The sequence below is a fragment of the Enterocloster citroniae genome, assembly GCF_040545455.1.
Lineage (GTDB): Bacteria > Bacillota > Clostridia > Lachnospirales > Lachnospiraceae > Enterocloster > Enterocloster citroniae.
Genome location: NZ_JBEPLZ010000007.1, coordinates 242,048 through 264,420, shown reverse-complemented (window position 1 = coordinate 264,420; position 22,373 = coordinate 242,048). Strand labels below are relative to the sequence as shown.

The 22,373-nt window shown below is 52.2% G+C and carries 21 protein-coding genes; 20 read left to right on the top strand and 1 reads right to left on the bottom strand.

Annotated features, from left to right (window positions below; all coding sequences use genetic code 11):
• Nucleotides 1–123: 123 nt before the first annotated feature.
• The 20 genes from ABID13_RS12250 to ABID13_RS12155 all read left to right on the top strand — a co-directional run bounded on the left by ABID13_RS12250 (nt 124) and on the right by ABID13_RS12155 (nt 21,777).
• Nucleotides 124–1,113 carry an ABC transporter ATP-binding protein gene (locus ABID13_RS12250; protein WP_007861641.1) on the top strand — a complete coding sequence of 330 codons (990 nt, stop codon included), beginning with the start codon at nt 124–126 and terminating at the stop codon, nt 1,111–1,113.
• On the top strand, nt 1,097–2,125 hold the full coding sequence (locus ABID13_RS12245; protein WP_048929038.1) for an ABC transporter ATP-binding protein: 1,029 nt from the start codon (nt 1,097–1,099) through the stop codon (nt 2,123–2,125). Before ABID13_RS12250 ends, ABID13_RS12245 begins: the two co-directional genes overlap by 17 nt.
• 1 nt (nt 2,126) lies before the next feature.
• Nucleotides 2,127–3,074 carry an ABC transporter permease gene (locus tag ABID13_RS12240; RefSeq protein WP_048929037.1) on the top strand — a complete coding sequence of 316 codons (948 nt, stop codon included), beginning with the start codon at nt 2,127–2,129 and terminating at the stop codon, nt 3,072–3,074.
• Between the two features lie 26 nt (nt 3,075–3,100).
• Nucleotides 3,101–4,069, top strand: a complete 969-nt coding sequence (locus tag ABID13_RS12235; protein WP_007861634.1) for an ABC transporter permease — start codon at nt 3,101–3,103, stop codon at nt 4,067–4,069.
• The gene (locus ABID13_RS12230) at nt 4,066–5,019 is read left to right on the top strand and encodes an acetamidase/formamidase family protein (RefSeq protein ID WP_048929036.1); all 954 of its coding nucleotides are present in this window, start codon (nt 4,066–4,068) and stop codon (nt 5,017–5,019) included. Before ABID13_RS12235 ends, ABID13_RS12230 begins: the two co-directional genes overlap by 4 nt.
• Nucleotides 5,016–5,909, top strand: a complete 894-nt coding sequence (locus tag ABID13_RS12225; protein WP_045092957.1) for a LysR family transcriptional regulator — start codon at nt 5,016–5,018, stop codon at nt 5,907–5,909. The genes ABID13_RS12230 and ABID13_RS12225 overlap by 4 nt, the downstream gene beginning before the upstream one ends.
• A 202-nt stretch (nt 5,910–6,111) precedes the next feature.
• Nucleotides 6,112–7,239, top strand: coding sequence for an efflux RND transporter periplasmic adaptor subunit (locus ABID13_RS12220; RefSeq protein WP_048929245.1), 1,128 nt, complete (start codon nt 6,112–6,114; stop codon nt 7,237–7,239).
• A 14-nt stretch (nt 7,240–7,253) separates the two neighbouring features.
• Nucleotides 7,254–10,301, top strand: a complete 3,048-nt coding sequence (locus ABID13_RS12215; RefSeq protein WP_048929035.1) for an efflux RND transporter permease subunit — start codon at nt 7,254–7,256, stop codon at nt 10,299–10,301.
• 675 nt (nt 10,302–10,976) lie between these two features.
• A complete protein-coding gene (locus tag ABID13_RS12210; RefSeq protein ID WP_045092956.1) occupies nt 10,977–11,285 on the top strand; it encodes a hypothetical protein in 309 nt (102 codons plus the stop codon).
• Between the two features lie 54 nt (nt 11,286–11,339).
• Nucleotides 11,340–13,355, top strand: coding sequence for a V-type ATP synthase subunit I (locus ABID13_RS12205; protein ID WP_007861618.1), 2,016 nt, complete (start codon nt 11,340–11,342; stop codon nt 13,353–13,355).
• A 2-nt stretch (nt 13,356–13,357) separates the two neighbouring features.
• Nucleotides 13,358–13,840, top strand: coding sequence for a V-type ATP synthase subunit K (locus ABID13_RS12200; protein WP_007861617.1), 483 nt, complete (start codon nt 13,358–13,360; stop codon nt 13,838–13,840).
• A 45-nt stretch (nt 13,841–13,885) separates the two neighbouring features.
• A complete protein-coding gene (locus ABID13_RS12195) occupies nt 13,886–14,479 on the top strand; it encodes a V-type ATP synthase subunit E (RefSeq protein WP_007861615.1) in 594 nt (197 codons plus the stop codon).
• Nucleotides 14,480–14,496: 17 nt separating this feature from the next.
• Nucleotides 14,497–15,465, top strand: a complete 969-nt coding sequence (locus ABID13_RS12190) for a V0D/AC39 family V-type ATPase subunit (RefSeq protein WP_048929034.1) — start codon at nt 14,497–14,499, stop codon at nt 15,463–15,465.
• A complete protein-coding gene (locus tag ABID13_RS12185; RefSeq protein WP_007861611.1) occupies nt 15,458–15,778 on the top strand; it encodes a V-type ATP synthase subunit F in 321 nt (106 codons plus the stop codon). Before ABID13_RS12190 ends, ABID13_RS12185 begins: the two co-directional genes overlap by 8 nt.
• Nucleotides 15,779–15,802: 24 nt before the next feature.
• Complete coding sequence (locus tag ABID13_RS12180; RefSeq protein WP_007861609.1) at nt 15,803–17,578, top strand: V-type ATP synthase subunit A; 1,776 nt, start codon at nt 15,803–15,805, stop codon at nt 17,576–17,578.
• Nucleotides 17,578–18,951: a V-type ATP synthase subunit B gene (locus tag ABID13_RS12175; RefSeq protein ID WP_007861607.1), complete on the top strand. Its 1,374-nt coding sequence runs from the start codon at nt 17,578–17,580 to the stop codon at nt 18,949–18,951. The genes ABID13_RS12180 and ABID13_RS12175 overlap by 1 nt, the downstream gene beginning before the upstream one ends.
• A 29-nt stretch (nt 18,952–18,980) precedes the next feature.
• Complete coding sequence (locus ABID13_RS12170) at nt 18,981–19,664, top strand: V-type ATP synthase subunit D (RefSeq protein ID WP_007861605.1); 684 nt, start codon at nt 18,981–18,983, stop codon at nt 19,662–19,664.
• 281 nt (nt 19,665–19,945) lie between these two features.
• Nucleotides 19,946–20,683 carry a TlpA family protein disulfide reductase gene (locus ABID13_RS12165; protein ID WP_048929244.1) on the top strand — a complete coding sequence of 246 codons (738 nt, stop codon included), beginning with the start codon at nt 19,946–19,948 and terminating at the stop codon, nt 20,681–20,683.
• Nucleotides 20,680–20,820 carry a CD1871A family CXXC motif-containing protein gene (locus tag ABID13_RS12160; protein WP_007861597.1) on the top strand — a complete coding sequence of 47 codons (141 nt, stop codon included), beginning with the start codon at nt 20,680–20,682 and terminating at the stop codon, nt 20,818–20,820. The genes ABID13_RS12165 and ABID13_RS12160 overlap by 4 nt, the downstream gene beginning before the upstream one ends.
• Nucleotides 20,821–20,955: 135 nt before the next feature.
• A complete protein-coding gene (locus tag ABID13_RS12155; protein WP_007861596.1) occupies nt 20,956–21,777 on the top strand; it encodes a 4Fe-4S binding protein in 822 nt (273 codons plus the stop codon).
• A 125-nt stretch (nt 21,778–21,902) separates the two neighbouring features.
• On the opposite strand, the gene ABID13_RS12150 is transcribed toward ABID13_RS12155, so the two are convergent.
• Nucleotides 21,903–22,370, bottom strand: coding sequence for a RidA family protein (locus ABID13_RS12150; RefSeq protein ID WP_007861595.1), 468 nt, complete (start codon nt 22,368–22,370; stop codon nt 21,903–21,905).
• Nucleotides 22,371–22,373 lie beyond the last annotated feature (3 nt).

The window sequence follows — 22,373 nt, the reverse complement described above, 5'->3', positions numbered from 1 at the left end:
TTGATTCAGATGGACGGAGGAGGAATATCCGGTGCCCATAAGGGAATACCCGGCAGACGGAAGAGGAATACCCGGTGCCGGCAGGAGAAAATTTACAGTACGCAGTAGAAATGAGGAAATATTATGTCGCATATCCTGGAAGTCTCGGATCTGGAAGTTACATTTTCCGGGGATGGAGGAAAAAATATCAGCGTAGACCATGTGGATTTCTATGTGGATCCAGGTGAGGTGGTCTGTATCGTGGGGGAATCCGGCTGTGGGAAAAGTGTCACCTCCCTGTCCGTTATGGGGCTTTTGGGACGTGGCGGCAAGGTTACGTCCGGCAGGGTGATGTTTGAAGGAAGGAACCTTCTGGAACTGACTGAGAAGGAGCTGGACCAGGTCAGAGGGGACAGGCTCACTATGATATTCCAGGATCCCCTGACTTCCCTGAACCCTGTGTTTACAATAGGAAACCAGATGACGGAGAGCATCCGCATCCACATGGGTCTTGGCAAAGAGGAGGCAAAAGCACGGGCACTGATGCTGCTGAAAAGGGTGGGCCTTCCAGGCGCCGACTCCGTGATGAAGCGGTACCCCCATCTCCTTTCGGGCGGTATGAGGCAGAGAGTAATGATCGCCATGGCGCTGTCCTGCAATCCATCCCTTCTCATCGCGGATGAACCAACCACTGCCCTGGATGTGACCATCCAGGCCCAGATCATGGATCTTATCCTGGAATTGAGGGAAGAATTGGGGATGAGCGTGCTTTTGATCACCCATGACATGGGGCTGGTTGCCCAGATGGCTGACCGCGTGCTGGTAATGTATGCGGGACAGATGATCGAGCAGGCCCCTGTGCTGGAATTGTTTGACCATCCGGCCCACCCCTATACCAGGGCGCTTCTGCGCTCAGTGCCGGAGATCCGGGACGGAAAGGAACGGGTCCTGGAATCCATTGAGGGCATTGTGCCGGAACAGTATGATTCCATTATGGGATGCAGATTTGCGGACCGGTGTCCATACAGACAGGATATCTGCCGGTATCCTCAGACAGCGGAGGAGATCAGGGCCGGGCATCGGGTGAGATGCTGCCGCGTAAAGGAGGTTGAGGAAAATGCCGCTGAATCATGAAGTGCCTCTTTTGCAGGTAGAGAATCTGAAAAAATATTATTCCGCCAAAAGCGGGATGTTTTCCCGCAGTTCGGGGGAGATCAGGGCAGTGGACGGAGTGTCCTTTTCCCTGTATAAAGGCGAGACCCTGGGGCTGGTTGGAGAATCCGGCTGCGGCAAGTCCACCCTGGGCCGCCAAATCGTGGGGCTGGAGCGCCCCACCGGAGGCAGGGTCCTGTATCAGGGAAAGGATCTGGCCAATATAAGCGCCGGCCAGATGCGGTCCATACGCACACAGCTGCAGATGGTGTTCCAGGACTCCTACTCATCCCTGAACCCCAGGAAGCATATATATGAAATCCTGTCAGAGCCCATGCTGTACCATGGACTTGCAGATAAGAACACCATACACAGGGAGGTGGAACGGCTGCTGGACATGGTGGGACTTCCCCAGAATGCCCTTGGCCGTTACCCCCATGAATTTTCAGGCGGCCAAAGGCAGAGGATCGGCATTGCCAAGGCCCTTTCATTAAAACCACAGCTGCTGATCTGCGATGAGCCGGTGAGCGCCTTGGACGTGTCCATCCAGGCCCAGATCCTGAACCTTCTTAAGGAGCTGCAGCAGGAACTGAACCTGACCTGCATTTTTATCGGCCATGGACTGGGTGCGGTCAACTATGTGAGTGACCGTATCGCAGTCATGTACCTGGGGCAGATCGTGGAACTGGCGGACAGCCGGGAACTGTTTGAGCATCCCCAGCATCCATATTCCAAGGCGCTGTTTGATGCGGTGCCCCTGGCTGATCCAAGAACCAGAAAGAGGCGTGGAAAAGGCATTATTGAGGGGGAGGCGGAGTCCGAGACAGGACCGGCGGACGGATGTCCCTTTTATCCCAGATGTCCGCGCCGCACCGGAGAGTGCGCGGATGCGGACATGGTTCTTCAGTCCGCACCCGTGGGAAGCAGGCATCTTGTATCATGTATCCATACAATTGGGGGCGGGGGCCGTGTAATCCAGGGAGGAGTGAGCTGATATGACAAAATACATTATAAAGCGCCTTTTGATCGCTCTGCCCACCCTGATCGGCATCACCATCATTGACTACGCCATCATGTGCTTTGCGGGAAGCCCCCTTGAGATGATGCAGGGCGCCCGTATCTCCCAGGCGGCCGTGGCGGCCAGGGAGGCTGCGCTGGGGCTGGACCAGCCCTTTTATATCCAGTATCTCGTATGGCTGGGACAGCTGCTCCAGGGAAACATGGGATACTCCATTAAATCCTATGAGGCGGTCAGCGCCATGATAGGAAGCCACCTGGGGCCAACCCTGCTTCTCATGGGCGTGTCCCTGATCGTAAGCCTGATCATGTCGGTTCCGGCCGGAATATACAGCGCCATCCACCAGTATTCCAAGGGGGACTATGCTGTGGTGACCGCTTCTTTTTTCGGAAGCAGCATACCCGGCTTTTTCCTATCCCTGCTGCTGGTCTATATTTTCACTGTAAACCTGGGTATACTGCCATCAGGAGGCATGGTCACCCTGGGAACCTCCGGGGGCGCCGCGGATGTGGCGGCCCATATGGTGATGCCCGTGCTGGTGCTCTCCGTGTCCATGGCAGGGACCAACATACGGTATATCCGCAGCGCGGTGCTGGAGATCCTCCAGCAGGACTATCTCCGGACAGCCAGGGCCAAAGGGATTGGAAGGCCAAGGGTCATATACAAGCACGCCCTGCGCAATGCCCTGGTGCCGATTGTGACAGTGATCGGAATGCAGATCCCCGTCCTGTTCGGAGGGGCCGTGATCGTGGAGCAGCTCTTTTCCTGGCCCGGTCTTGGGCTGATGACCATGAGCGCCATCCTTAACAGGGACTATCCCGTGATCATGGGTGTATGCCTGCTGTCTGCCGTGGTAGTGCTTGTGGCAAATCTGGTAACGGACATTGTGTATGCCATTGTGAATCCGGCCATCCAGTACGAGTAGTGGTTAACAGGAGTTAAACAGATAGAATGAAAAAAGATAAGGTTACATTAAATGATGAAATTGGAAGAGAAAATTACTGGCAGACCGTATGGCGCAGGTTCCGCCACCACCGGCTGGCCTGTTTCAGCCTGGCTGTCCTGGCTGTTATCTGCACCGCGGCCGTGCTGGCCCCGATCATAGCACCCTATGACCCTGAGGAGATCGCAGGGCCTTTCGGCGCTGCTCCCAGCCTTAAGTTTATCCTTGGCACGGATCAGATCGGGCGGGATATGTTCAGCCGCCTTTTGTACGCCACCAGGATCTCCCTTCTGGTAGGCGTGCTGGCCACTGCCATATCAACGGCCATCGGAGTCATACTGGGACTGCTGGGCGGATACTTTGGGGGATGGCTGGACATTGCCATCATGCGTTTTACGGACATGGTGATGTCCTTCCCCTATATCCTTCTGGTGCTGGTGGCGGCCGCCATCTTTGAGCCTGGCCTTTGGAGCATTATCCTGATCCTGGGATTTGTGGACTGGCCCGGCATCGCCCGCCTGGTGAGGGGCAATGTGCTGAGCCTTCGGGAGACCAATTTTGTAAAAGGCAGCATTGTGGCGGGGATGCCCACGCGGCATATCCTGTTCTCCGAGATTCTGCCCAACACAGTGGCTCCCATCCTGGTATACGCCACCTCTGTTATGGCCCTGTCCATGCTGGACGAGGCGTCCCTAAGCTTTCTCGGCATGGGCGTACAACCCCCGGCAGCCAGCCTGGGCAATATGTTAAACAGCGCCCAGTCCCTTACGGTGCTGACCAGACAGCCATGGCTCTGGATCCCTCCGGGGCTTTTAATCGTGATCCTTGTGGTGGCCATCAACTTTGTGGGGGATGCGCTCCGGGACGCCCTGGACCCATCCGCGGTCATGACCATCCGCAGACCGGCGTCCGCCGGCGGATCAAGCTCCAGTGGTAAATCAGCATCCACCCGGGAAAAAGGAGAGATTGCAGAATGAACCGGTATATAGAGAAGAAACACGTTATCCATACATTTTCCCCGGACCATGTGCCTGCTGCAAGCGCCAGACCCGGGGAAACCCTTATATTTGAGACATATGACTGCCATATGGGGCAGCTTCTGAGGGAAGGGTCTGACTTTGACCATATGGACAAAAGCCTGGCCAACCCGGCCACCGGACCGGTATATATAGAAGGGGCCTGTCCTCAGGATATACTGCGCCTGGCAATCAGGAATATAGAGTTGGACCAGGTGGGGATCCTGGACAAGGGACCCACGGCAGGGGCGCTGAAGGAGCATTTCCCCGAATATATCATCAGACGGCTTCCTGTAAAGGACGGCATGGTCCATTACGGACATCTTCAGATCCCGGTCCGCCCTATGATTGGCGTTATCGGCACCGCCCCCAAAGGGCATGCGGTGAGCACACTGGCGCCCGGGGACCATGGAGGCAACATGGACTGCACCAGCATTGGGCCCGGCGCGGTACTGTACCTTCCGGTCCGGGTGCCCGGCGCCCTTCTGGCAATGGGAGACCTGCATGCGGTGATGGGTGACGGGGAGTGCGGGAACTGCGGCGTGGAGACCGGCGGCCGGGTCACGGTCCAGGTGGATGTGGTAAAAAACCATCCCATCCCATGGCCGCTGGTGGAGACAGGGGATCGCTGGATCGCCATTGCCTCCCGGGAAAACGTGGATGAGGCATGCCAAAAGGCCGTGGACCAGATGTTTACGTTCCTGACTGTTGAAGCAGGGCTTTCTAAGCTGGATGCGGGAATGCTTATTGACATGCTGGGAAACCTGGTGGTGTGCCAGATCGTAAATCCCCAAAAGACAGTGCGCCTGGAAATGCCCAAATGGCCCTTGGAAAAGCTGGGGTTTTATGGATTTGCTGATCAGGAATCCATTACCCGTGGCTTAAAGGGAGAACAGGAGGTCCGTCCATGACCATTCACCAGATGGAATGCTTTCTGGAAGCGGCCAAGACCCTTAACTTTACAGAGGCGGCCAGCCGGCTTTACATTTCTCAGCAGGGGCTCAGCCGCCAGATCGCCTCGCTGGAAAAGGAGCTGGAACTGCGCCTGTTTGACAGGACCACTAGGGATGTGCGCCTTACAAGGAGCGGGGAGCTGCTTTTATGGCGCTGGAAGGATATACCAAAGGAGATAAGCGACTCCGTGGACATGGCCAGGGAAGAAGGGGAGCGGGCCAAGAGCAGGATCAATGTGGCAGTGGTGGGAATGAACGGGATCATAGAAAAAGCGGGCAATCTGCTGGCCGACTACATGGCCGTTGACCCTGATACGGAATTTGAGATCAGTGAGTTTACCAGCATCAAGGATATGACAACCGGAAACCCGGATCTTATGATGACGGTCAGCTTCCTGCCCACCCATGAGCAGCTGAGGGAGAAATACGGTGTGCTGTGCATAGGGAAACTTCCCCTGTACTATGTGGTATCCAGGAAAAATCCCCTGGCAGACAAGGAGGAGGTATCCATAGAGGATTTTAGGGGGGAGACCATGCTCTGCCTGTACAAGAACTTTTTCGCAGGCGCGGAGATGCATCTGTTTGAACTGCTGTCAAAACAGGAGCATGTGCTGCAAAAAGCCCGTTTTTATGAGAATGTCAACAGCCTGGAACTGGCTTTGATCGCAAATGAAGGGATCCATATCAGTTTTAAGGAGTTTTATCACAATTATGGGGACCGCCTGAAGCTGTTCCCCCTTCCCGATGCCGAGAACCAGGTGAGCGCCAGTGTGCTTATGGTGTGGCGGAAGGAAAACGAGAAGAGGTTTGAAAATTTTATTAAATATTTGAAAAAACTTTATAATTAACAACATGTGGTTGTTAATTATCCGCATTTTGATGTTAGACAAAAGAGGGTGTCACTGTCTAAAATACTAGATGGTTGGTTTGATAAAAGGAATTTATGGTCGGGGAAAGGTGGTAGCTGCAGCAGCCCATTTCCCCTGTTTTTTATCTCATGCTATGAATGAATCTAAAAATAATAAAGGTTATGAAAGGAAAGAGGAGAAAATGAAAAAGGCAAAGACGCGTATTATCTGGGGAATCATTATTGTGGCCATCGCTGCATTTTTGATTGTCCGCATTTTCAGGAAAGAAGAGCCTGTTGCCCCCACCCCTGACCCGGTGGTCATGGTACAGCCGCCGGTTATGGGCAATATAGAGTTGACAACTAATCTGGTAGGTACTATTGAACCGGCGGATATTGTCTACATATATCCAAAGGCGGGTGGTGACGTTACCGCCGTCAATGTAAAGGCAGGGGATACAGTGGCAGCCGGACAGGTGCTGGTTGAGATTGATACCAAGCAGGTGGCCACGTCCAAGAATGCCATGGATACCGCCAAGGTAGCCTGGGATGATGCCGTGTCCACATTAAACCGCATGGCGCCCCTTCACGCTTCCGGGTTTGTATCTGACAAAGAATTTGAGGGATACCAGACGGCCGCAGAGGCAAAGCGCCTTCAGTATGAATCAGCTAAGATCGGATATGAGACACAGATGGAATTCAGCCATGTAACATCCCCTATTAACGGCCGGGTGGAACAGCTGAATGTAGAGCTTCACGATACGGTGGGGTCCTCCATGCAGATGTGTGTCATTGCCGGGGAAGGCGGCAATAATGTGACCTTTTATGTGACGGAGAAGGTGAAAAACAATCTGAGCCTGGGTGCTCCTGTTACCGTGACAAAGGAAGGAAATCAATATGGCGGCTCTGTTGTTGAGATCAACAATATGGCCGAGGCATCCGTGGGCCTTTTTAAGGTAAAGGCATCGGTGGATGATCAGGAGACCATGGCTCCGGGAACCAGTGTGGAGATCCAGGTTCCATCTGCTTCCGCCAGGAATGTGATGCTCATTCCCAACCACTGCGTTTATTACAAGTCAGGGGATGCGTATGTCTATACATATGACCAGGCAGAGGGCATGATCCATGAAGTGCCGGTGGAAGTAGGCATATTTGACAGCGAGAATATCTCTGTGCTTTCAGGGCTTACCCTGGATGATATGGTGCTTACCACATGGACCTCCGAATTAAAGGAGGGAACAAAGGTAACCCTGGACACGGGAGCCGGCGAAGATGCCGGACAGACGGATGAAGCTGAAAGTCCAGCCGCAGACACAAGCGCAGCACAGTAGAAGGAGGCAGCAAAATGGGCTTAACGAAACTTGTCTTAAAAAGACCGGTCAGTACGGTTCTTGCAATCCTGTGCCTGATTGTGTTCGGTTTATCCTCGGTGATGAAGTCACCTTTGGAGTTAATGCCGGATATGAACATGTCCATGATGATTGTTATGACTGTCTATGCCGGAGCCAGCCCTGATGATGTCAATGAGCTGGTTACAAAACCCATAGAGGACAGGGCCAGTACCCTTAGCGGTCTGGATACCATTTCTTCCCAGTCCAAGGAAAATATGTCCATCGTCATGCTCAAATATGACTATGGAACAGATATGAATGATGCTTATGACGACCTGAAAAAGCAGATGGATCTTGCCAAGGCGGAACTGCCGGACGATGCTGATGATCCCATAATGCTGGAACTGAATACCAGCATCATGCCCAATGTGATCATGGCAGTCAGCCATGGCGAGGATGATGACCTATATAACTATGTAAATAATAACCTGGTTCCTGAATTTGAAAAATTGTCTTCCGTGGCTGAGGTATCCCTTGTGGGAGGCGCCCAGAAACATATCAAGGTCGTGCTGATGCCTGAAAAGCTGAAGCAGTATGGGGTGACCATGAACTCCATTGCAGGCGACATCACAGGCGCTGACCTTACATACCCTGCGGGCGATACCGAGGTGGGAGACCAGAAACTGGCGGTTTCCACAGAGCAGCCCTTTGAGACCATGGAGAGCCTGAAGGATATTCCCCTTACTGTTTCAGGCGGGAATATCGTGTACCTGGGGGATGTGGCTGAGATCTATATGGGCGCGGACGATATGGAAAGTATTGCGCGTTATAAGGCTGAGAACGGGGTGCCCGAGGACATTGTGGCACTTACGGTCAGCAAGCAGCAGGACGCAGCCACCCTTACCGTATCCAAAGATGTGAGCAAGGTAGTGGAGCAGGTCACCAAGCTGGATCCAACTCTCCAGATTACGGTAGTCAATGATGATAAGGATTCCATCATGTCATCACTGAGTTCCGTTATTGAAACCATGATCCTGGCCATCATTATATCCATGGTCATTATCTGGTTGTTCTTCGGGGATCTGAAGGCTTCGCTGATCGTAGGAAGTTCCATACCTGTGTCTATTCTGGCATCCCTAATATTGATGCAGCTTATGGGCTTTAGCCTGAACGTTATCACCCTAAGCGCCCTGGTGCTGGGTGTTGGTATGATGGTGGATAACTCCACGGTTGTGCTGGAGAGCTGTTTCAGGGCCACGGACGACACTGGCTTTAAGGAATATTCCAAGGCTGCCTTAACAGGAACCGGGGTTGTGTATCAGTCGGTTATCGGTTCCACACTGACCACCTGCGTGGTATTCCTTCCATTGGCTATGCTTGGAGGAATGACAGGCATGATGTTCCGGCCTCTGGGCTTTACCATTGTGTTCTGTATGACGGCTTCCCTTATATCAGCTATCACGGTGGTTCCGCTGTGCTACATGATCTATAAACCCATTGAGAGAAGTTCAGCGCCGTTCTCAAGGCCTGTGGAAAAAATGCAGGCAGCTTACAGGAATATCATGAAAAAGATATTAAAGAAGCGCGGCCTCATTATGCTGGCGTCCGTACTGCTGCTGGCATTCTCATTCCTTCTTGCCAAGAACCTGGATACAGAGCTTATGGCAGAGGACGACCAGGGTCAGATCACCATAACCGCGGAAGTAAAACCCGGTATGAAGATTGATAAGATAGACCAGATCATGAAAGAGATCGAGGGGATCGTATCCCAGCATCCTGATGTGGAATCCTATTTCACCATGGCGGGAAGCTCCGGACTGAGCATGAGTTCCGACCCCAATATTTCTGTTTATCTGAAAAAAAACAGAAATATGGAAACGGATGAGGTGGTAAAACTCTGGAAGCAGCAGCTGGCAGGGATACCGGATACCAATATAACAGTGGAGGCTTACTCGCAGGTGAGCGCCATGATGGGTTCTGACAATGATTATACGGTAGAGCTCCAGAGTACCAATTATGATGATTTAAAGGCAGTCAGCGATAAGATCGCCGCCCAGCTCAGCGACAGGCCTGAACTGACAAAAGTGCACTCATCCCTGGAAAATGCAGCGTCAGTTGTCAAGGTTACTGTAAACCCCATCAAAGCCAGGGCAGCGGGGCTGACTCCGGCGCAGATCGGCGGGACCCTTAACAATATGCTCAGCGGCGTGACACCTACCACCATGAATATCAATGGTGATGATGTGGATGTAAAGGTGGAGTATCCAAAGGACCGTTATAAGACCCTGGATCAGGTGGAGAGCATCACTCTGCAGACATCCTCAGGCAAATCCGTGGCACTGACGGATGTGGCTGATATCCGCTTTGCGGACAGCCCGGCATCCATCACCAGACAGGATAAACAGTACCGTGTGACCATCAGCGGTATTTATACGGAGAATTCAACCAAGGAAACAAAAGGACAGCTCCTGACAGATGTGGTGATGCCCAATGTGAGCGGAACCGTAAGTATTGCCCAGAACTCCCAGGAGGAGTCCATGGCAACCGAGTTTACCGCCCTGTTCCAAGCCATTGCCCTGGCGATCTTCCTGGTATTTGTGGTCATGGCAGCGCAGTTTGAGTCACCCAAGTTCTCCATCATGGTTATGACCACCATCCCCTTCTGCCTTATAGGTGCCTTTGGGCTTTTGTGGATCGCGGACAGCGCCATCAGCATGACGTCCCTGTTGGGCTTCCTGATGCTGGTTGGTACGGTTGTCAACAATGGTATCCTCTATGTGGATACCGTAAACCAATACCGGCGGGATATGGATCTGAATACTGCCCTGATCGAGGCGGGCGCCACCCGTTTAAGGCCGATCCTCATGACCACCCTGACCACGGTTGTTTCCATGGTTCCAATGGCTATGGCCCTTGGAGACAGCGGAAGCACCACCCAGGGCCTTGCACTTGTTAATATCGGCGGTCTGACCGCGTCCACCATTCTGTCACTGCTTATGCTTCCTGCATATTACAGTCTCATGAACGGAGGCGGAAAGAAGCGTGTGATTATTTCAGATTAATTAATAAAAAAGACATGGGCTGGAGGATCAGTTCATGTCTTTTTTTGCAGCGTTGGAATCAATGCCTCGGTGATCATCTATACCATATTAATGAAAGTATGGCCGGTAAAAGCGGTAAATTCAGGAGGTGCTTATGAGAAAGTATAAAATAACAGCAGCATTGGGGATCGCTATGATGGGAGTCAGTTCATTTATGACATCCTACGCCTTTTTTCACTGGCAGCCCTAGACGTGTTAAAAAAATGTTAAAAAATTACTGTTTTCAAAATTGAAAAATGATGGTATCATAAAAACAAATGTGGCTGCAGCAAAGGGGGAGGAGATTGCACCTTGGCTCTGCAGCCTATTTTGATACAGAAGATTGTTATTATTATAACAATCCCGATATGAGTAGATTTATAGAAGTTTTTGTATGATATACAAAAATTTTTAGAATTACTAAAACTTTTTGATGAAAAAGTTAGAAAGTGGATTGCTAAATTTTTAGTCATGGGTTATAATCTATTCATATTGTACAAAAATAATAGGAAAGATATGGACAAATACTAGATAACTTGTCATTTTGCAGTAGAAAAGTATTTGCCATAGTATTCCTGCGGGCTTATCTGCGTAAACTAGGTACATACTCCACGCAGATGTCCTGTGGGATGTCCGGGAAAGAAAGGGGGATTTGGATTGGCCCAGGAGACAATTGATGCAATTCGCCAGGCAGAGGCAGCTGCCGAGTCAGCGGAAAAAGATGCAGTAAAACAGGCGGAAGCAATTGTGGCGGAGGCAAAGGCCCAGGGTGTGCAGTTAAAGGCAGACATGACAAGCGCTGCCAGAGAAGCTGCAATGCGGGCCGAAGAAGACGCAAAGGCTCAGGGTGAGCAGATGATGCACGCAGCAGGTGCAGAGGAAGTAAAAGAACTGGAAGCCCTGCGCAGTGCCGTAGCCGAGAAACAACAGCAGGCAGTCAAGGTCATTTTATCGGAACTGCTGTAAGGAACGTCCACGATCAAACAATCGCGGAAAGGTCAGGAAGGGAGGCGCTTAAGGTTGGCAGTAGTGCCTATGAAAAAAGTGCTGATCTGCGGCCTGAAAAAGGACCGCAAGGGCACCCTTGAGCTTCTGCAGCGCCAAGGGGTACTGGAAATCAGCAATGTGCTGCAGGAAGATGATATGTTCCAGAAGATGGACGTAACGTCTTCCAAAACCGTATTTGAACGAAACGCCGCCATAGCGGAGCAGGCGATCATGGTCCTGAGCAAGTATGCTCCTGAGGACAAAGGCATGTTATCCTCATTTGCAGGCAGGGAACTCCTGTCAGTGGAAGAGTACGAGGCTAACGCGGTAAACCATGATGAGACCATGAAAAAAGCCTACCGCCTGCAGGATCTGGCAAAACAGATCGGCGAACACAGTGCCATGATTCCGAAGCTGGAACAGCAGATGGAGGCACTGGCGCCATGGAAAAGCTTTGATCTGCCTTTGGACTTTAAGGGAACAAAGAAATCCGTGGCATTCATCGGTTCCATACAGGAAGAGATTTCCCTGGAACAGATCACAGAAAGGCTTGGTGAGCTTGCGCCCCAGGCAGATACCATTGATGTAAATATTGTCAGTGCATCCAAGGAGCAGACCTGTTTATTCATCGTCTGTGCAAAAAAGGATGCGGAGGCAGTTGAGGATGGGTTAAAGAAGCTGAATTTTGTAAAACCTCCCCTCAGCTCACAGGTGCCGGCCAAGCGGCAGCAGCAGCTGGAGGAAGAACTTTCCAAGGTGCGTGCCGAGATCGCGGGAGCCGAGAAGGCGATCGCGGATATGGCGCCTGACAGGGAAGCCCTCAAGTTTGTAATGGACTACTATACCATGCGTGCTGAAAAGTACGGAGTGTTAAACGGTCTGGTGCAGTCCAAACGAGTATTCCTTATTACCGGGTATGTTTCAGTGGAAACAGCTCCCAGGCTTGAAAAGCTGCTTCAGGAAAAATACGAAGTAGTGGTCGAGTTTTCCGAACCGGAGGAAAAGGATGATGTTCCGGTTATTCTTCACAATAACAAATTCGCCGAGCCGGTGGAAGGCGTCATTGAGAGTTACAGCCTTCCTGGAAAGGGTGAGATCGACCCGTCCATGGTAGTGGCAACCTTTTATTATGTGCTGTTCGGGCTCATGCTTTCCGATGCGGCCTATGGCCTGATCATGGTGGCCGGCACTGCATACTGCCTTACCAAGTTTAAGAACATGGAAGACGGTATGAAGAAATTCATGAAAATGTTCATGTACTGCGGCATTTCCACTGCGTTCTGGGGCTTTATGTTCGGCAGCTTTTTCGGAGATGCGGTGAACGTGATCGCAACCACATTTTTTAACAGGCCTGACATCAGGCTGGCTCCCATCTGGTTTGAGCCGGTCAGCCTGCCTATGAAAATGCTGGTGTTTGCGTTCGTGTTAGGTATCATCCATCTGTTTACAGGACTGGGGATCAAATTCTATTCCTGTGTGCGGAGCGGAAACCTGGCAGACGGCATCTACGATGCGATTTTCTGGTATATGCTGGTGGGAGGCGGTATCGTTTACCTGCTTACCATGTCCATGTTTACCGATATGCTGGGACTTACCTTCACACTCCCGCCAATCGCCGGGACAGTGGCAGCAGTGCTGGCGGTGATCGGACTCATTGGAATCGTACTTACCAGCGGGCGTGAATCAAAGAGCTGGTTTAAGCGCATCCTTAAGGGCCTGTACGGGGCATATGGGATCACCTCTTATCTGAGTGATATCCTTTCCTACTCCCGTCTGCTGGCACTGGGACTTGCTACCAGCGTTATCTCCACCGTATTTAACAAGATGGGCAGCATGGTAGGGGGCAATATTGCAGGAGCCATTGTATTTATCCTGGTATTCCTCATCGGACACAGCCTGAACCTGGCGATCAACGCCCTGGGCGCCTATGTCCACACAAACCGTCTGCACTATGTGGAGTTTTTTGGAAAGTTTTATGAGGGAGGCGGACGGAAATTTGAACCCTTCGCCATTCACACCAAATATTATAAAGTCAAGGAGGACATTTAGTTATGGAGAATATGGGAGTTGTTTTAGCGTTAACAGGAGCAGTGCTTGCAGCACTTTTTGCAGGAATCGGTTCAGCCGTTGGTGTTGGTATTGCAGGTGAGGCAGCAGCAGGAGTTGTGACAGAGGATCCAAACAAGTTCAGTAAAGTACTGGTATTACAGCTGCTTCCCGGTACACAGGGTATCTACGGACTGCTGATCGGTTTCATCACCCTGACACAGATCGGTATCATGGGTGGAAGCGCTGATATCTCTTTGGCTAAGGGCTTCTTATATCTGGCTGCATGCCTTCCTATGGCATTTGTCGGCTGGTTTTCCGCTATTAAGCAGGGCAAGGCCGCTGTTGCAAGTATCGGCCTGGTTGCCAAGAAACCTGACCAGTTTGGTAAAGCTATGATCTTCCCGGCCATGGTTGAGACCTACGCCATCCTGGCACTGCTGATCTCCATTCTTGCTATCTTTGGTATTGCCGGCGTTAACGTATAATCGGCAGGCCAAATATCAGGAGACATCAGGAAAGGAGAACATCGCATGGCGGGATTAGATAAGATCATCAGCCAGATTAAAGAGGAGTCCCAGGAAGCGGCGGCACGTACCATAGCGGCAGCCCGCAGCGAGGCGGATCAGATCCTGGCAGCAGCCCGTAAGGAAGCGGAGCGGGAGTGCGCCGATATTGACAGGCGTTCACGCCAGTCCGTTGCCAACATCCTGGAAAGGGGGCAGTCAGCCGCTGATCTTAGGAAGAGGGGAAGTATCCTGGCCGAGAAGCAGAGACTCATTGGCGAGACCATTGCCAGGGCCAAAGCCGAGCTTAAGGATATGGACACGGATGCCTATTTTGAGATGATTCTGAAGCTGGCGGTAAAATCCGCCCAGGCGGGCAAGGGCGAACTTCTGTTATCAGATAAGGATTTGGCCCGGATGCCCCAGGGATTTGAGGATAAACTGAATGCGGCCCTGACTGACAAGGGCGCAGCGCTGCGCATTTCCAATGCCACAAGGGATATTGACGGAGGATTTGTGCTTACTTATGGAGGGATTGAGGAGAACTGTTCCATTGATGCGCTCTTTGATTCAGCCCATGAGACATTACAGGATAAGGTGCAGGAAATTCTTTTTTCATGAACGGAGGAACATTTTAAATGGCAGACAAACAATATGTTTATGCAGTAGCCCGTATCCGTTCCAAAGAATTGTCCCTGCTATCCGGTGCATTTTTAGAGCAGCTGACAGCTGCAAAAAGCTATGATGAGTGTATCCAGCTTCTCACTGAAAAGGGCTGGGGAGACGACAGCACCAAGGATGCTGAAGCCATCCTGGCCGCTGAGCGGAGGAAGACCTGGGGGCTGATTTCAGAGCTGGTGGAGGACATGTCCGTATTTGATGTGTTCCTGTACGCCAACGATTACCATAATCTGAAGGCAGCCATCAAGGAGGTCCGCATGGGCCATGAGTACCCCGGGATCTACATTGACCAGGGAACCGTGGATGTAAAGCTGATACACGATGCAATTGAGAACAGAGAATTCCAGAATCTTCCGGAGACCATGAGGGTGCCTGCGGAGGAAGCCTACAAGGCTCTTCTGCACACACAGGACGGCCAGCTCTGCGATATCATCATTGACAGGGCGGCGCTGGAAGCTATTTACCATGCCGGTAAATCCTCAGGCAATGAGTTCTTAAAGCTTTATGCGGAGCTGACAGTTGCGGCAGCAGATATAAAGACAGCGGTGCGGGCATCCCGTACCGGTAAGGACAGGGCATTTTTGGAACAGGCGCTGGCGCCTTGTGATACCTTGGACACGGTCCGCCTGACCCAGGCGGCCATAGAGGGAGTGGATGCCATCGGCATTTACCTGGAATCCACCACCTATGCAGATGCGGTAGAGGAGTTGCGCCGCTCACCTTCAGCTTTTGAACGGTGGTGCGACAATCTGATGATCCGTAAGATTAAGCCGCAGCAGTACAGCCCATTCGGACTTGGACCGCTGGCAGCTTATATTCTGGCACGAGAGAACGAAATAAAATCAGTTCGGATCGTACTTTCCGGGAAACTCAACCACCTTCCCGAAGAGTCCATCCGGGAAAGGGTAAGGGAGATGTATGTATAAGATTGCAGTAATGGGCGACCGTGACAGTATCTACGGATTCGCCGCTCTGGGTCTGGAACCATTTCCCCTCACAGACCCGGTGGAGGCAGGAAAGAAGATAAGGGATCTGGCAGAGAGCGGATATGCGGTGATCTACATCACAGAAGCCCTGGCAGCCCAGGTTGAACCGGAGATTGACCGCTTCCGTGAAGCTGACCTTCCGGCCATTATACTGATTCCCGGCGTGTCCGGCAATACGGGCAAGGGGATTATGGCAGTTAAAAAGTCAGTGGAGCAGGCAGTTGGCTCTGACATTATATTTAATGGGCAGTAGTGCTCATAACTGAGGAGGTAAAAGATGAGCAAAGGCGTAATTAAAAAAGTAGCCGGTCCTCTGGTTATTGCAGAGGGCATGCGCGACGCCAACATGTTCGATGTTGTTCGCGTTAGCGACCAGCGTTTGATTGGTGAAATCATAGAGATTCATGGCGATAAGGCTTCCGTTCAGGTTTACGAAGAAACCTCCGGACTTGGACCTGGTGAGCCGGTGGAATCCACAGGCGTGCCCATGAGCGTGGAGCTTGGGCCTGGCCTGATCGGAAGTATATATGACGGTATCCAGCGTCCTCTGGACGCCATTATGGAAAAGACAGGGGGAAACCTGCTGAACCGCGGTGTCGAGGTACCTTCCCTGAAGCGCGAGAAAAAATGGACCTTTGAGCCAACCGTGGCCCAGGGTGACAAGGTGGGCGGCGGCGATATCATCGGTACGGTACAGGAAACCGATGTAGTGGTGCAGAAGATCATGATCCCTGTGGGGATCCAGGGAACTCTGACCTATATAAGCGGCGGCGAGTTCACCGTAACCGACACGGTGGCGGTTGTGACTGATGAAAAGGGACAGGAGCATCCGGTGACCCTGATGCAGAAGTGGCCTGTACGTAAGGGCCGTCCTTACCAGAGAAAGCTGTCTCCTGATATGCCTCTTGTAACAGGGCAGAGGGTTATCGACTGCCTTTTCCCCATTGCCAAGGGCGGTGTTGCGGCTGTTCCCGGACCATTTGGTTCAGGTAAGACAGTGGTTCAGCATCAGCTGGCTAAGTGGGCTGACGCGGACATCGTGGTCTATATCGGCTGCGGCGAGCGCGGCAACGAGATGACCGATGTTCTGAACGAGTTCCCGGAGCTGAAGGATCCAAAGACCGGAAAGTCTCTGATGGAGCGTACCGTTCTGATCGCAAATACCTCGGATATGCCCGTTGCGGCACGTGAGGCATCTATTTATACAGGTATCACCATTGCCGAGTATTTCCGTGACATGGGCTATTCCGTGGCCCTGATGGCAGACTCCACATCACGTTGGGCCGAGGCTCTCCGTGAGATGTCAGGACGTCTGGAGGAAATGCCAGGTGAGGAAGGTTACCCTGCATACCTGGGTTCACGTCTGGCGCAGTTCTACGAGCGTGCCGGCCGGGTGATCTCCCTGGGCAGTGACAACAGAGAAGGCGCCCTCTCCGTAATCGGTGCCGTATCCCCTGCAGGCGGCGATATTTCCGAGCCTGTTACTCAGGCAACCCTGCGTATTGTAAAAGTATTCTGGTCCCTGGATGCCGACCTGGCATACAAGAGACATTTCCCGGCCATTAACTGGCTTACCAGCTACTCCCTATATGTGGACACCATGGAAAAATGGTTTAATGCAGAGGTGGAGAGCGACTGGACCGAACTGCGCTCACGTCTGATGCGTCTGCTCCAGGAGGAGTCGGAATTGAACGAGATTGTGCAGCTGGTTGGTATGGACGCACTGTCCGCCCCGGACCGTCTGAAACTGGAAGCAGCCCGTTCCATCCGTGAGGACTTCCTGCATCAGAATGCCTTCCATGAGATTGATACATTTACATCCTTAAAGAAGCAGCATATGATGATGAAGCTGATGATGGCTTATTATGACCAGTCTCAGGATGCTCTGGGCAAGGGCGTGAATATCGAGCGCCTGGTAAGCCTTCCTGTCCGTGAGGCGATCGGCCGTTTCAAATACACCGAGGAACCGGATCTGGATAAGGTTTACGCAGATGTCATCAAGACCCTGGAGAATGAGATCAACGATGAGCTGAGCAGAAAGGAGGACTTCTAATGCCCAAGGAATATAGAACAATAGAAGAGGTAGCAGGTCCTATTATGCTGGTCCGCGGCGTACAGGGAGTAACCTACGATGAGATGGGAGAGATCGAACTGGCTAACGGCGAAAGACGCCGCTGCAAGGTTCTGGAGATCGATGGCGGCAATGCCATGGTACAGCTGTATGAGGCAGCCACGGGTATCAACCTGGATTCAAGTAAGGTGCGTTTCTTAGGACGTACCATGGAGCTGGGTGTGTCCGAGGATATGTTAAGCCGTATGTTTGACGGCATGGGCAAGCCCATTGACGGCGGTCCCGACATCCTGCCAGAAAAGCGTATGGATATCAACGGCCTGCCCATGAACCCGGCAGCCAGAAGCTATCCTGAGGAGTTTATCCAGACCGGCGTTTCCGCCATCGATGGGCTGAACACCCTGGTACGTGGACAGAAACTGCCCATTTTCTCTGCATCCGGTCTTCCCCATGCCAACCTGGCGGCTCAGATCGCACGTCAGGCAAAGGTGCGCGGCACTGATGAGCCATTTGCCGTTGTGTTCGCCGCCATGGGCATCACCTTTGAGGAGGCAAACTTCTTCATGGAGAGCTTCCGTGAGACAGGTGCGATTGACCGAAGCGTCATGTTCATCAACCTGGCCAATGACCCTGCCGTAGAGCGTATCGCAACACCGCGTATGGCCCTGACAGCTGCAGAGTACCTGGCATTTGAGAAGAACATGCACGTGCTTGTCATTCTCACCGATATTACAAACTACGCAGACTCACTCCGTGAGATCTCCGCAGCCCGTAAGGAAGTTCCCGGACGCCGCGGTTATCCCGGATATATGTATACCGACCTGGCTTCCCTTTATGAGAGAGCAGGACGCCAGAAGGGCAAGACCGGTTCCATCACCATGATCCCGATCCTGACCATGCCTGAGGATGACAAGACCCACCCGATCCCTGACCTTACAGGTTATATCACCGAGGGCCAGATCATCCTTAGCCGTGAACTGTACCGCAAGAACGTGACACCGCCCATCGATGTGCTTCCGTCCCTGTCCCGTCTGAAGGATAAGGGTATCGGCGAGGGCAAGACAAGGGCAGACCATGCCGATGTTATGAACCAGCTGTTTGCAGCCTATGCCCGTGGTAAGGATGCCAAGGAACTGATGGTAATCCTGGGCGAGGCGGCTCTGACTGATATGGATAAGCTGTACGCCAAGTTTGCAGATGAGTTTGAGAAGGAGTATGTATCCCAGGGCTACTATGCGGACCGTGAGATCGAAGAGACCATGGAGATCGGCTGGAAGCTGCTGCGCATCCTTCCAAGGAGCGAGCTGAAACGTATTAAGGACAAATTCCTTGACCTTTACTATGATGCAAAATAACCAGCAGTCAGAAAGGAAGTTGACATAACATGGGTGCAAAACATGTGAATCCCACCCGTATGGAGCTTACTCGTCTCAAGAAAAAGCTGGCCACAGCCATCAGGGGACATAAGCTCTTAAAGGATAAGCGGGATGAATTGATGCGTCAGTTCCTGGACCTGGTGCGTGAGAACAAAGCTCTTCGTGAAAAGGTGGAGGCAGGGATCGCTGCGGCCAACCAGAATTTTGTGCTGGCCCGCTCCGGTATGACGGATGAAGCCCTGAATGTGGCCCTGATGGCCCCCAAGCAGGAGGTTTATCTGGAATCTGAGACAAGGAACGTCATGAGTGTGGAGATCCCGGTGTTTAAATATAAGACCAGGACGTCAGACCCCAATGACATCTACTCCTATGGATTTGCCTTTACCTCCAGTGATCTGGATGATGCGGTAAAGAGCCTGGCAGATCTTTTGCCGGATATGCTGCGCCTGGCTGAGTGTGAGAAATCCTGCCAGCTCATGGCAGCGGAGATCGAGAAGACCCGCCGCCGTGTAAATGCTCTGGAACATGTAATGATTCCCGAGACCCAGCAGAACATCCGCTATATCACAATGAAGCTGGATGAAAATGAGCGCAGTTCCCAGACAAGGCTTATGAAGGTTAAGGATATGATGCTTGAAGAAGCCCACCACTACAGCGAGAGGGAAGTGGTTCCTGTGGTGGATGAGGTGTAAGACCGGATGGGGCGGCCGGACCATCTGTGTGATCGGTTTATGAAACTTTTATGAAAATGCCCTCCGGCCCGGGTGGACAGAAGATAATAATTATGTTAGAGTTAATCCCAGGAAGTGGCAGATATGCCTCGTCCTGGGATTATTCGTTAACTGTGGGAGAGCCCGGCATGCCGGACTCTTTTGTCAAGTGTACTCCCGGACTCTTCCGCTCATCAGATCTTCTGGAGAGATGGGGATGGGGAGGGGACGAGCGTACGTTCAACCAGATGGGAGGAATCAGAATGAAATTACAACATTTTACAGTACATAAAAGATCCGTGATCAGGACAGGTGCCGCCATAGGGCTCATCCTGTGCCTGGCCCTTCAGACCGCGGGCTGCAGTCCGTCAGGCTCTGTTCAGGAGACAAAGGCGCAGACCTCGGCGGAGGGGACAGAGACAAAGGCGCAGACAGATGCCCAGACAGGAGCGCAGACAGATGCCCAGACAGTAGCTGAGGCTGGGGCGTCACAGGCTGGGGATGGCATAGGGACGTCACAGGCGGATGACCAGGCAGCGGGAGAAGGGGATGCCGGAATCGAGCCACAGCCGGGGAAACCCTTAAAATCCGGTAATAAAGCCCCTGATTTTACTGCTGAACTCATTGACGGTTCCACGGTCACCCTTTCCGATTTTAAGGGAAAGCCTGTGATCATCAACTTCTGGGCTACCTGGTGCGGTCCCTGTGTCAAGGAAATGCCTGCCTTCGAGCGCCTGAAGGAGAATTACGGGGATGAGATCGGCATCCTTGCAGTGAACTGCGGGGAGGATGCTGATACGATCAAGGATTTTGCCGATGCCAATGGCTATACCTTTCCCATTGCACTGGATGAAGAATACCAGGTATCCATGCTTTATCCCACCAACTCGATCCCCTACACGGTGGTGATCGATGGGAACGGAAAGGTGACCCATGTCTCCTCAGGGGCAGTGGATGCGGATACCATGTATGAGCGCTATAAGGAGGCCCTGGGGTTATGACAAGACAGAATAAGGCCGCTGCAGCTCTCCTCATCCTGGGAGTGGTATTCCTGTGTATAGGGGTGGCCCAGGGAGGTTACCGTGACGCTTTTCAGAAAGCGGTCCGGGTGTGCCTGGAATGTATCGGGATCGGGTGAGGGAATGAGTGATTTGAAGTACGCCTCTGCAGTCCGCCGGAGGCTTTATATTGGAAGGAGATGTAGGACCCCTGCCAAGAAAAACATATTATGATTCACTACCAGAAGAGGTGGGGGTCTGGATCGGAGGGAAAGATGAAACGGCGTCTCATACAGTTATGTGCGGCACTGATATATAATCTGAACCTCAGGGGATTTGCTGAGGTATCGATCTATAAGGGTAAACGGAAGGGCCTGTGCGTTCCGGGGCTGAACTGCTACTCATGTCCGGGGGCTATTGGCTCCTGTCCCCTGGGGACCCTTCAGAATTCCCTGGCAGCCATGGACAGGAAGCTGCCCTTTTATATTCTGGGAACCCTGCTGCTTTTTGGCGTCACGCTGGGCAGGACCATCTGCGGCTTTTTGTGTCCCTTTGGGTTTTTGCAGGAACTGCTTTATAAGATCCCTCTGCCCAAGATAAAGAAGAACAGGTTTACCATGGCGCTGTCCAAGGTTAAATATGCGGTCCTGGCTGTGTTTGTGATCGTGCTGCCCATTGCCCTAAAAGCGGCGACCAGGGTTCCGGTCCCTGCATTTTGTAAATACATATGTCCTGCAGGGACACTGGAAGGCGGCATCCCCCTGGTCCTTCTGGATGAATCCCTGGGCAGCCTGGCCGGCGCCCTGTTTTCCTGGAAGGTGCTGGTGTTGGCTGTGATCCTGCTCAGCGCTTGTTTCCTGTACAGGAGCTTTTGCCGGTTCCTATGTCCCCTGGGCGCGGTCTATTCCCTCTTTGCCCCGGTAGCCCTGCTGGGAGTGAAGGTGGACCATGACGTGTGTACGGACTGCAAACTGTGCGTGCACACCTGTAAGATGGATGTCAGGCATGTGGGGGACATGGAATGCATCCAGTGCGGGGAATGCATGAAGGAATGCGGGGTGGATGCCATTCATTGGAAGAAGCCCTTTGGGAGGTAGCGGTGTTTGCATAATATAACATTTAATGAACATGTACGGCCAAAGGCTTTTTTGTTGAAATCCAATACACATTACAAGGATAAAGTTCCAAAGATATTATATTCTGTTATCGGATGAAATACACTCTATGCCTCAACCTCCAGCAGCACCTCGATCTCGCAGGCAATGCCGCCCGGCAGTGCATTGGTCCCGATGGCGGAACGTGCGGGGCAGCCGATCTCCTCGCCAAAGAGCTCTACCAGCAGGCTGGAAGCACCGTTCACAACCTGGGGCTGCTGGACAAAGTCATCTGCGCTGTTTACAAAAGCCAGGACTTTGACAAAGCGCTTGATCTTGTTCAGGTCGCCGATCTTTGCTTCAATATTAGCCAGAAGGTTCAGCGCACAGTTGTAAGCTGCTTTTTGTCCTTCTTCCACGGTCAGGTCCCTGCCTAATTTGCCAATGACCGTGCTGCCGCCTAGATCAGGACCGCAGCCTGAACAGTATAATAAGTTGGTTCCAAATTCGCGGACAGGTGTGTAGACTCCGCCTTTTGGAGGAGGCGCAGGAAGGGTGATGCCTTTTTCTTTTATTTTATCATATACGTTTGCCATGAT

What these genes read in the sequence shown, in the direction of transcription:
- ABID13_RS12180 (WP_007861609.1), top strand. Translation starts at nt 15,803, where the DNA reads ATGAGCAAAGGCGTAATTAAAAAAGTAGCCGGTCCTCTGGTTATTGCA.
- ABID13_RS12240 (WP_048929037.1), top strand. Translation starts at nt 2,127, where the DNA reads ATGACAAAATACATTATAAAGCGCCTTTTGATCGCTCTGCCCACCCTG.
- ABID13_RS12230 (WP_048929036.1), top strand. Translation starts at nt 4,066, where the DNA reads ATGAACCGGTATATAGAGAAGAAACACGTTATCCATACATTTTCCCCG.
- ABID13_RS12200 (WP_007861617.1), top strand. Translation starts at nt 13,358, where the DNA reads ATGGAGAATATGGGAGTTGTTTTAGCGTTAACAGGAGCAGTGCTTGCA.
- ABID13_RS12225 (WP_045092957.1), top strand. Translation starts at nt 5,016, where the DNA reads ATGACCATTCACCAGATGGAATGCTTTCTGGAAGCGGCCAAGACCCTT.
- ABID13_RS12170 (WP_007861605.1), top strand. Translation starts at nt 18,981, where the DNA reads ATGGGTGCAAAACATGTGAATCCCACCCGTATGGAGCTTACTCGTCTC.
- ABID13_RS12195 (WP_007861615.1), top strand. Translation starts at nt 13,886, where the DNA reads ATGGCGGGATTAGATAAGATCATCAGCCAGATTAAAGAGGAGTCCCAG.
- ABID13_RS12175 (WP_007861607.1), top strand. Translation starts at nt 17,578, where the DNA reads ATGCCCAAGGAATATAGAACAATAGAAGAGGTAGCAGGTCCTATTATG.
- ABID13_RS12220 (WP_048929245.1), top strand. Translation starts at nt 6,112, where the DNA reads ATGAAAAAGGCAAAGACGCGTATTATCTGGGGAATCATTATTGTGGCC.
- ABID13_RS12190 (WP_048929034.1), top strand. Translation starts at nt 14,497, where the DNA reads ATGGCAGACAAACAATATGTTTATGCAGTAGCCCGTATCCGTTCCAAA.
- ABID13_RS12155 (WP_007861596.1), top strand. Translation starts at nt 20,956, where the DNA reads ATGAAACGGCGTCTCATACAGTTATGTGCGGCACTGATATATAATCTG.
- ABID13_RS12245 (WP_048929038.1), top strand. Translation starts at nt 1,097, where the DNA reads ATGCCGCTGAATCATGAAGTGCCTCTTTTGCAGGTAGAGAATCTGAAA.
- ABID13_RS12165 (WP_048929244.1), top strand. Translation starts at nt 19,946, where the DNA reads ATGAAATTACAACATTTTACAGTACATAAAAGATCCGTGATCAGGACA.
- ABID13_RS12215 (WP_048929035.1), top strand. Translation starts at nt 7,254, where the DNA reads ATGGGCTTAACGAAACTTGTCTTAAAAAGACCGGTCAGTACGGTTCTT.
- ABID13_RS12235 (WP_007861634.1), top strand. Translation starts at nt 3,101, where the DNA reads ATGAAAAAAGATAAGGTTACATTAAATGATGAAATTGGAAGAGAAAAT.
- ABID13_RS12150 (WP_007861595.1), bottom strand. Translation starts at nt 22,370, where the DNA reads ATGGCAAACGTATATGATAAAATAAAAGAAAAAGGCATCACCCTTCCT.
- ABID13_RS12250 (WP_007861641.1), top strand. Translation starts at nt 124, where the DNA reads ATGTCGCATATCCTGGAAGTCTCGGATCTGGAAGTTACATTTTCCGGG.
- ABID13_RS12185 (WP_007861611.1), top strand. Translation starts at nt 15,458, where the DNA reads ATGTATAAGATTGCAGTAATGGGCGACCGTGACAGTATCTACGGATTC.
- ABID13_RS12160 (WP_007861597.1), top strand. Translation starts at nt 20,680, where the DNA reads ATGACAAGACAGAATAAGGCCGCTGCAGCTCTCCTCATCCTGGGAGTG.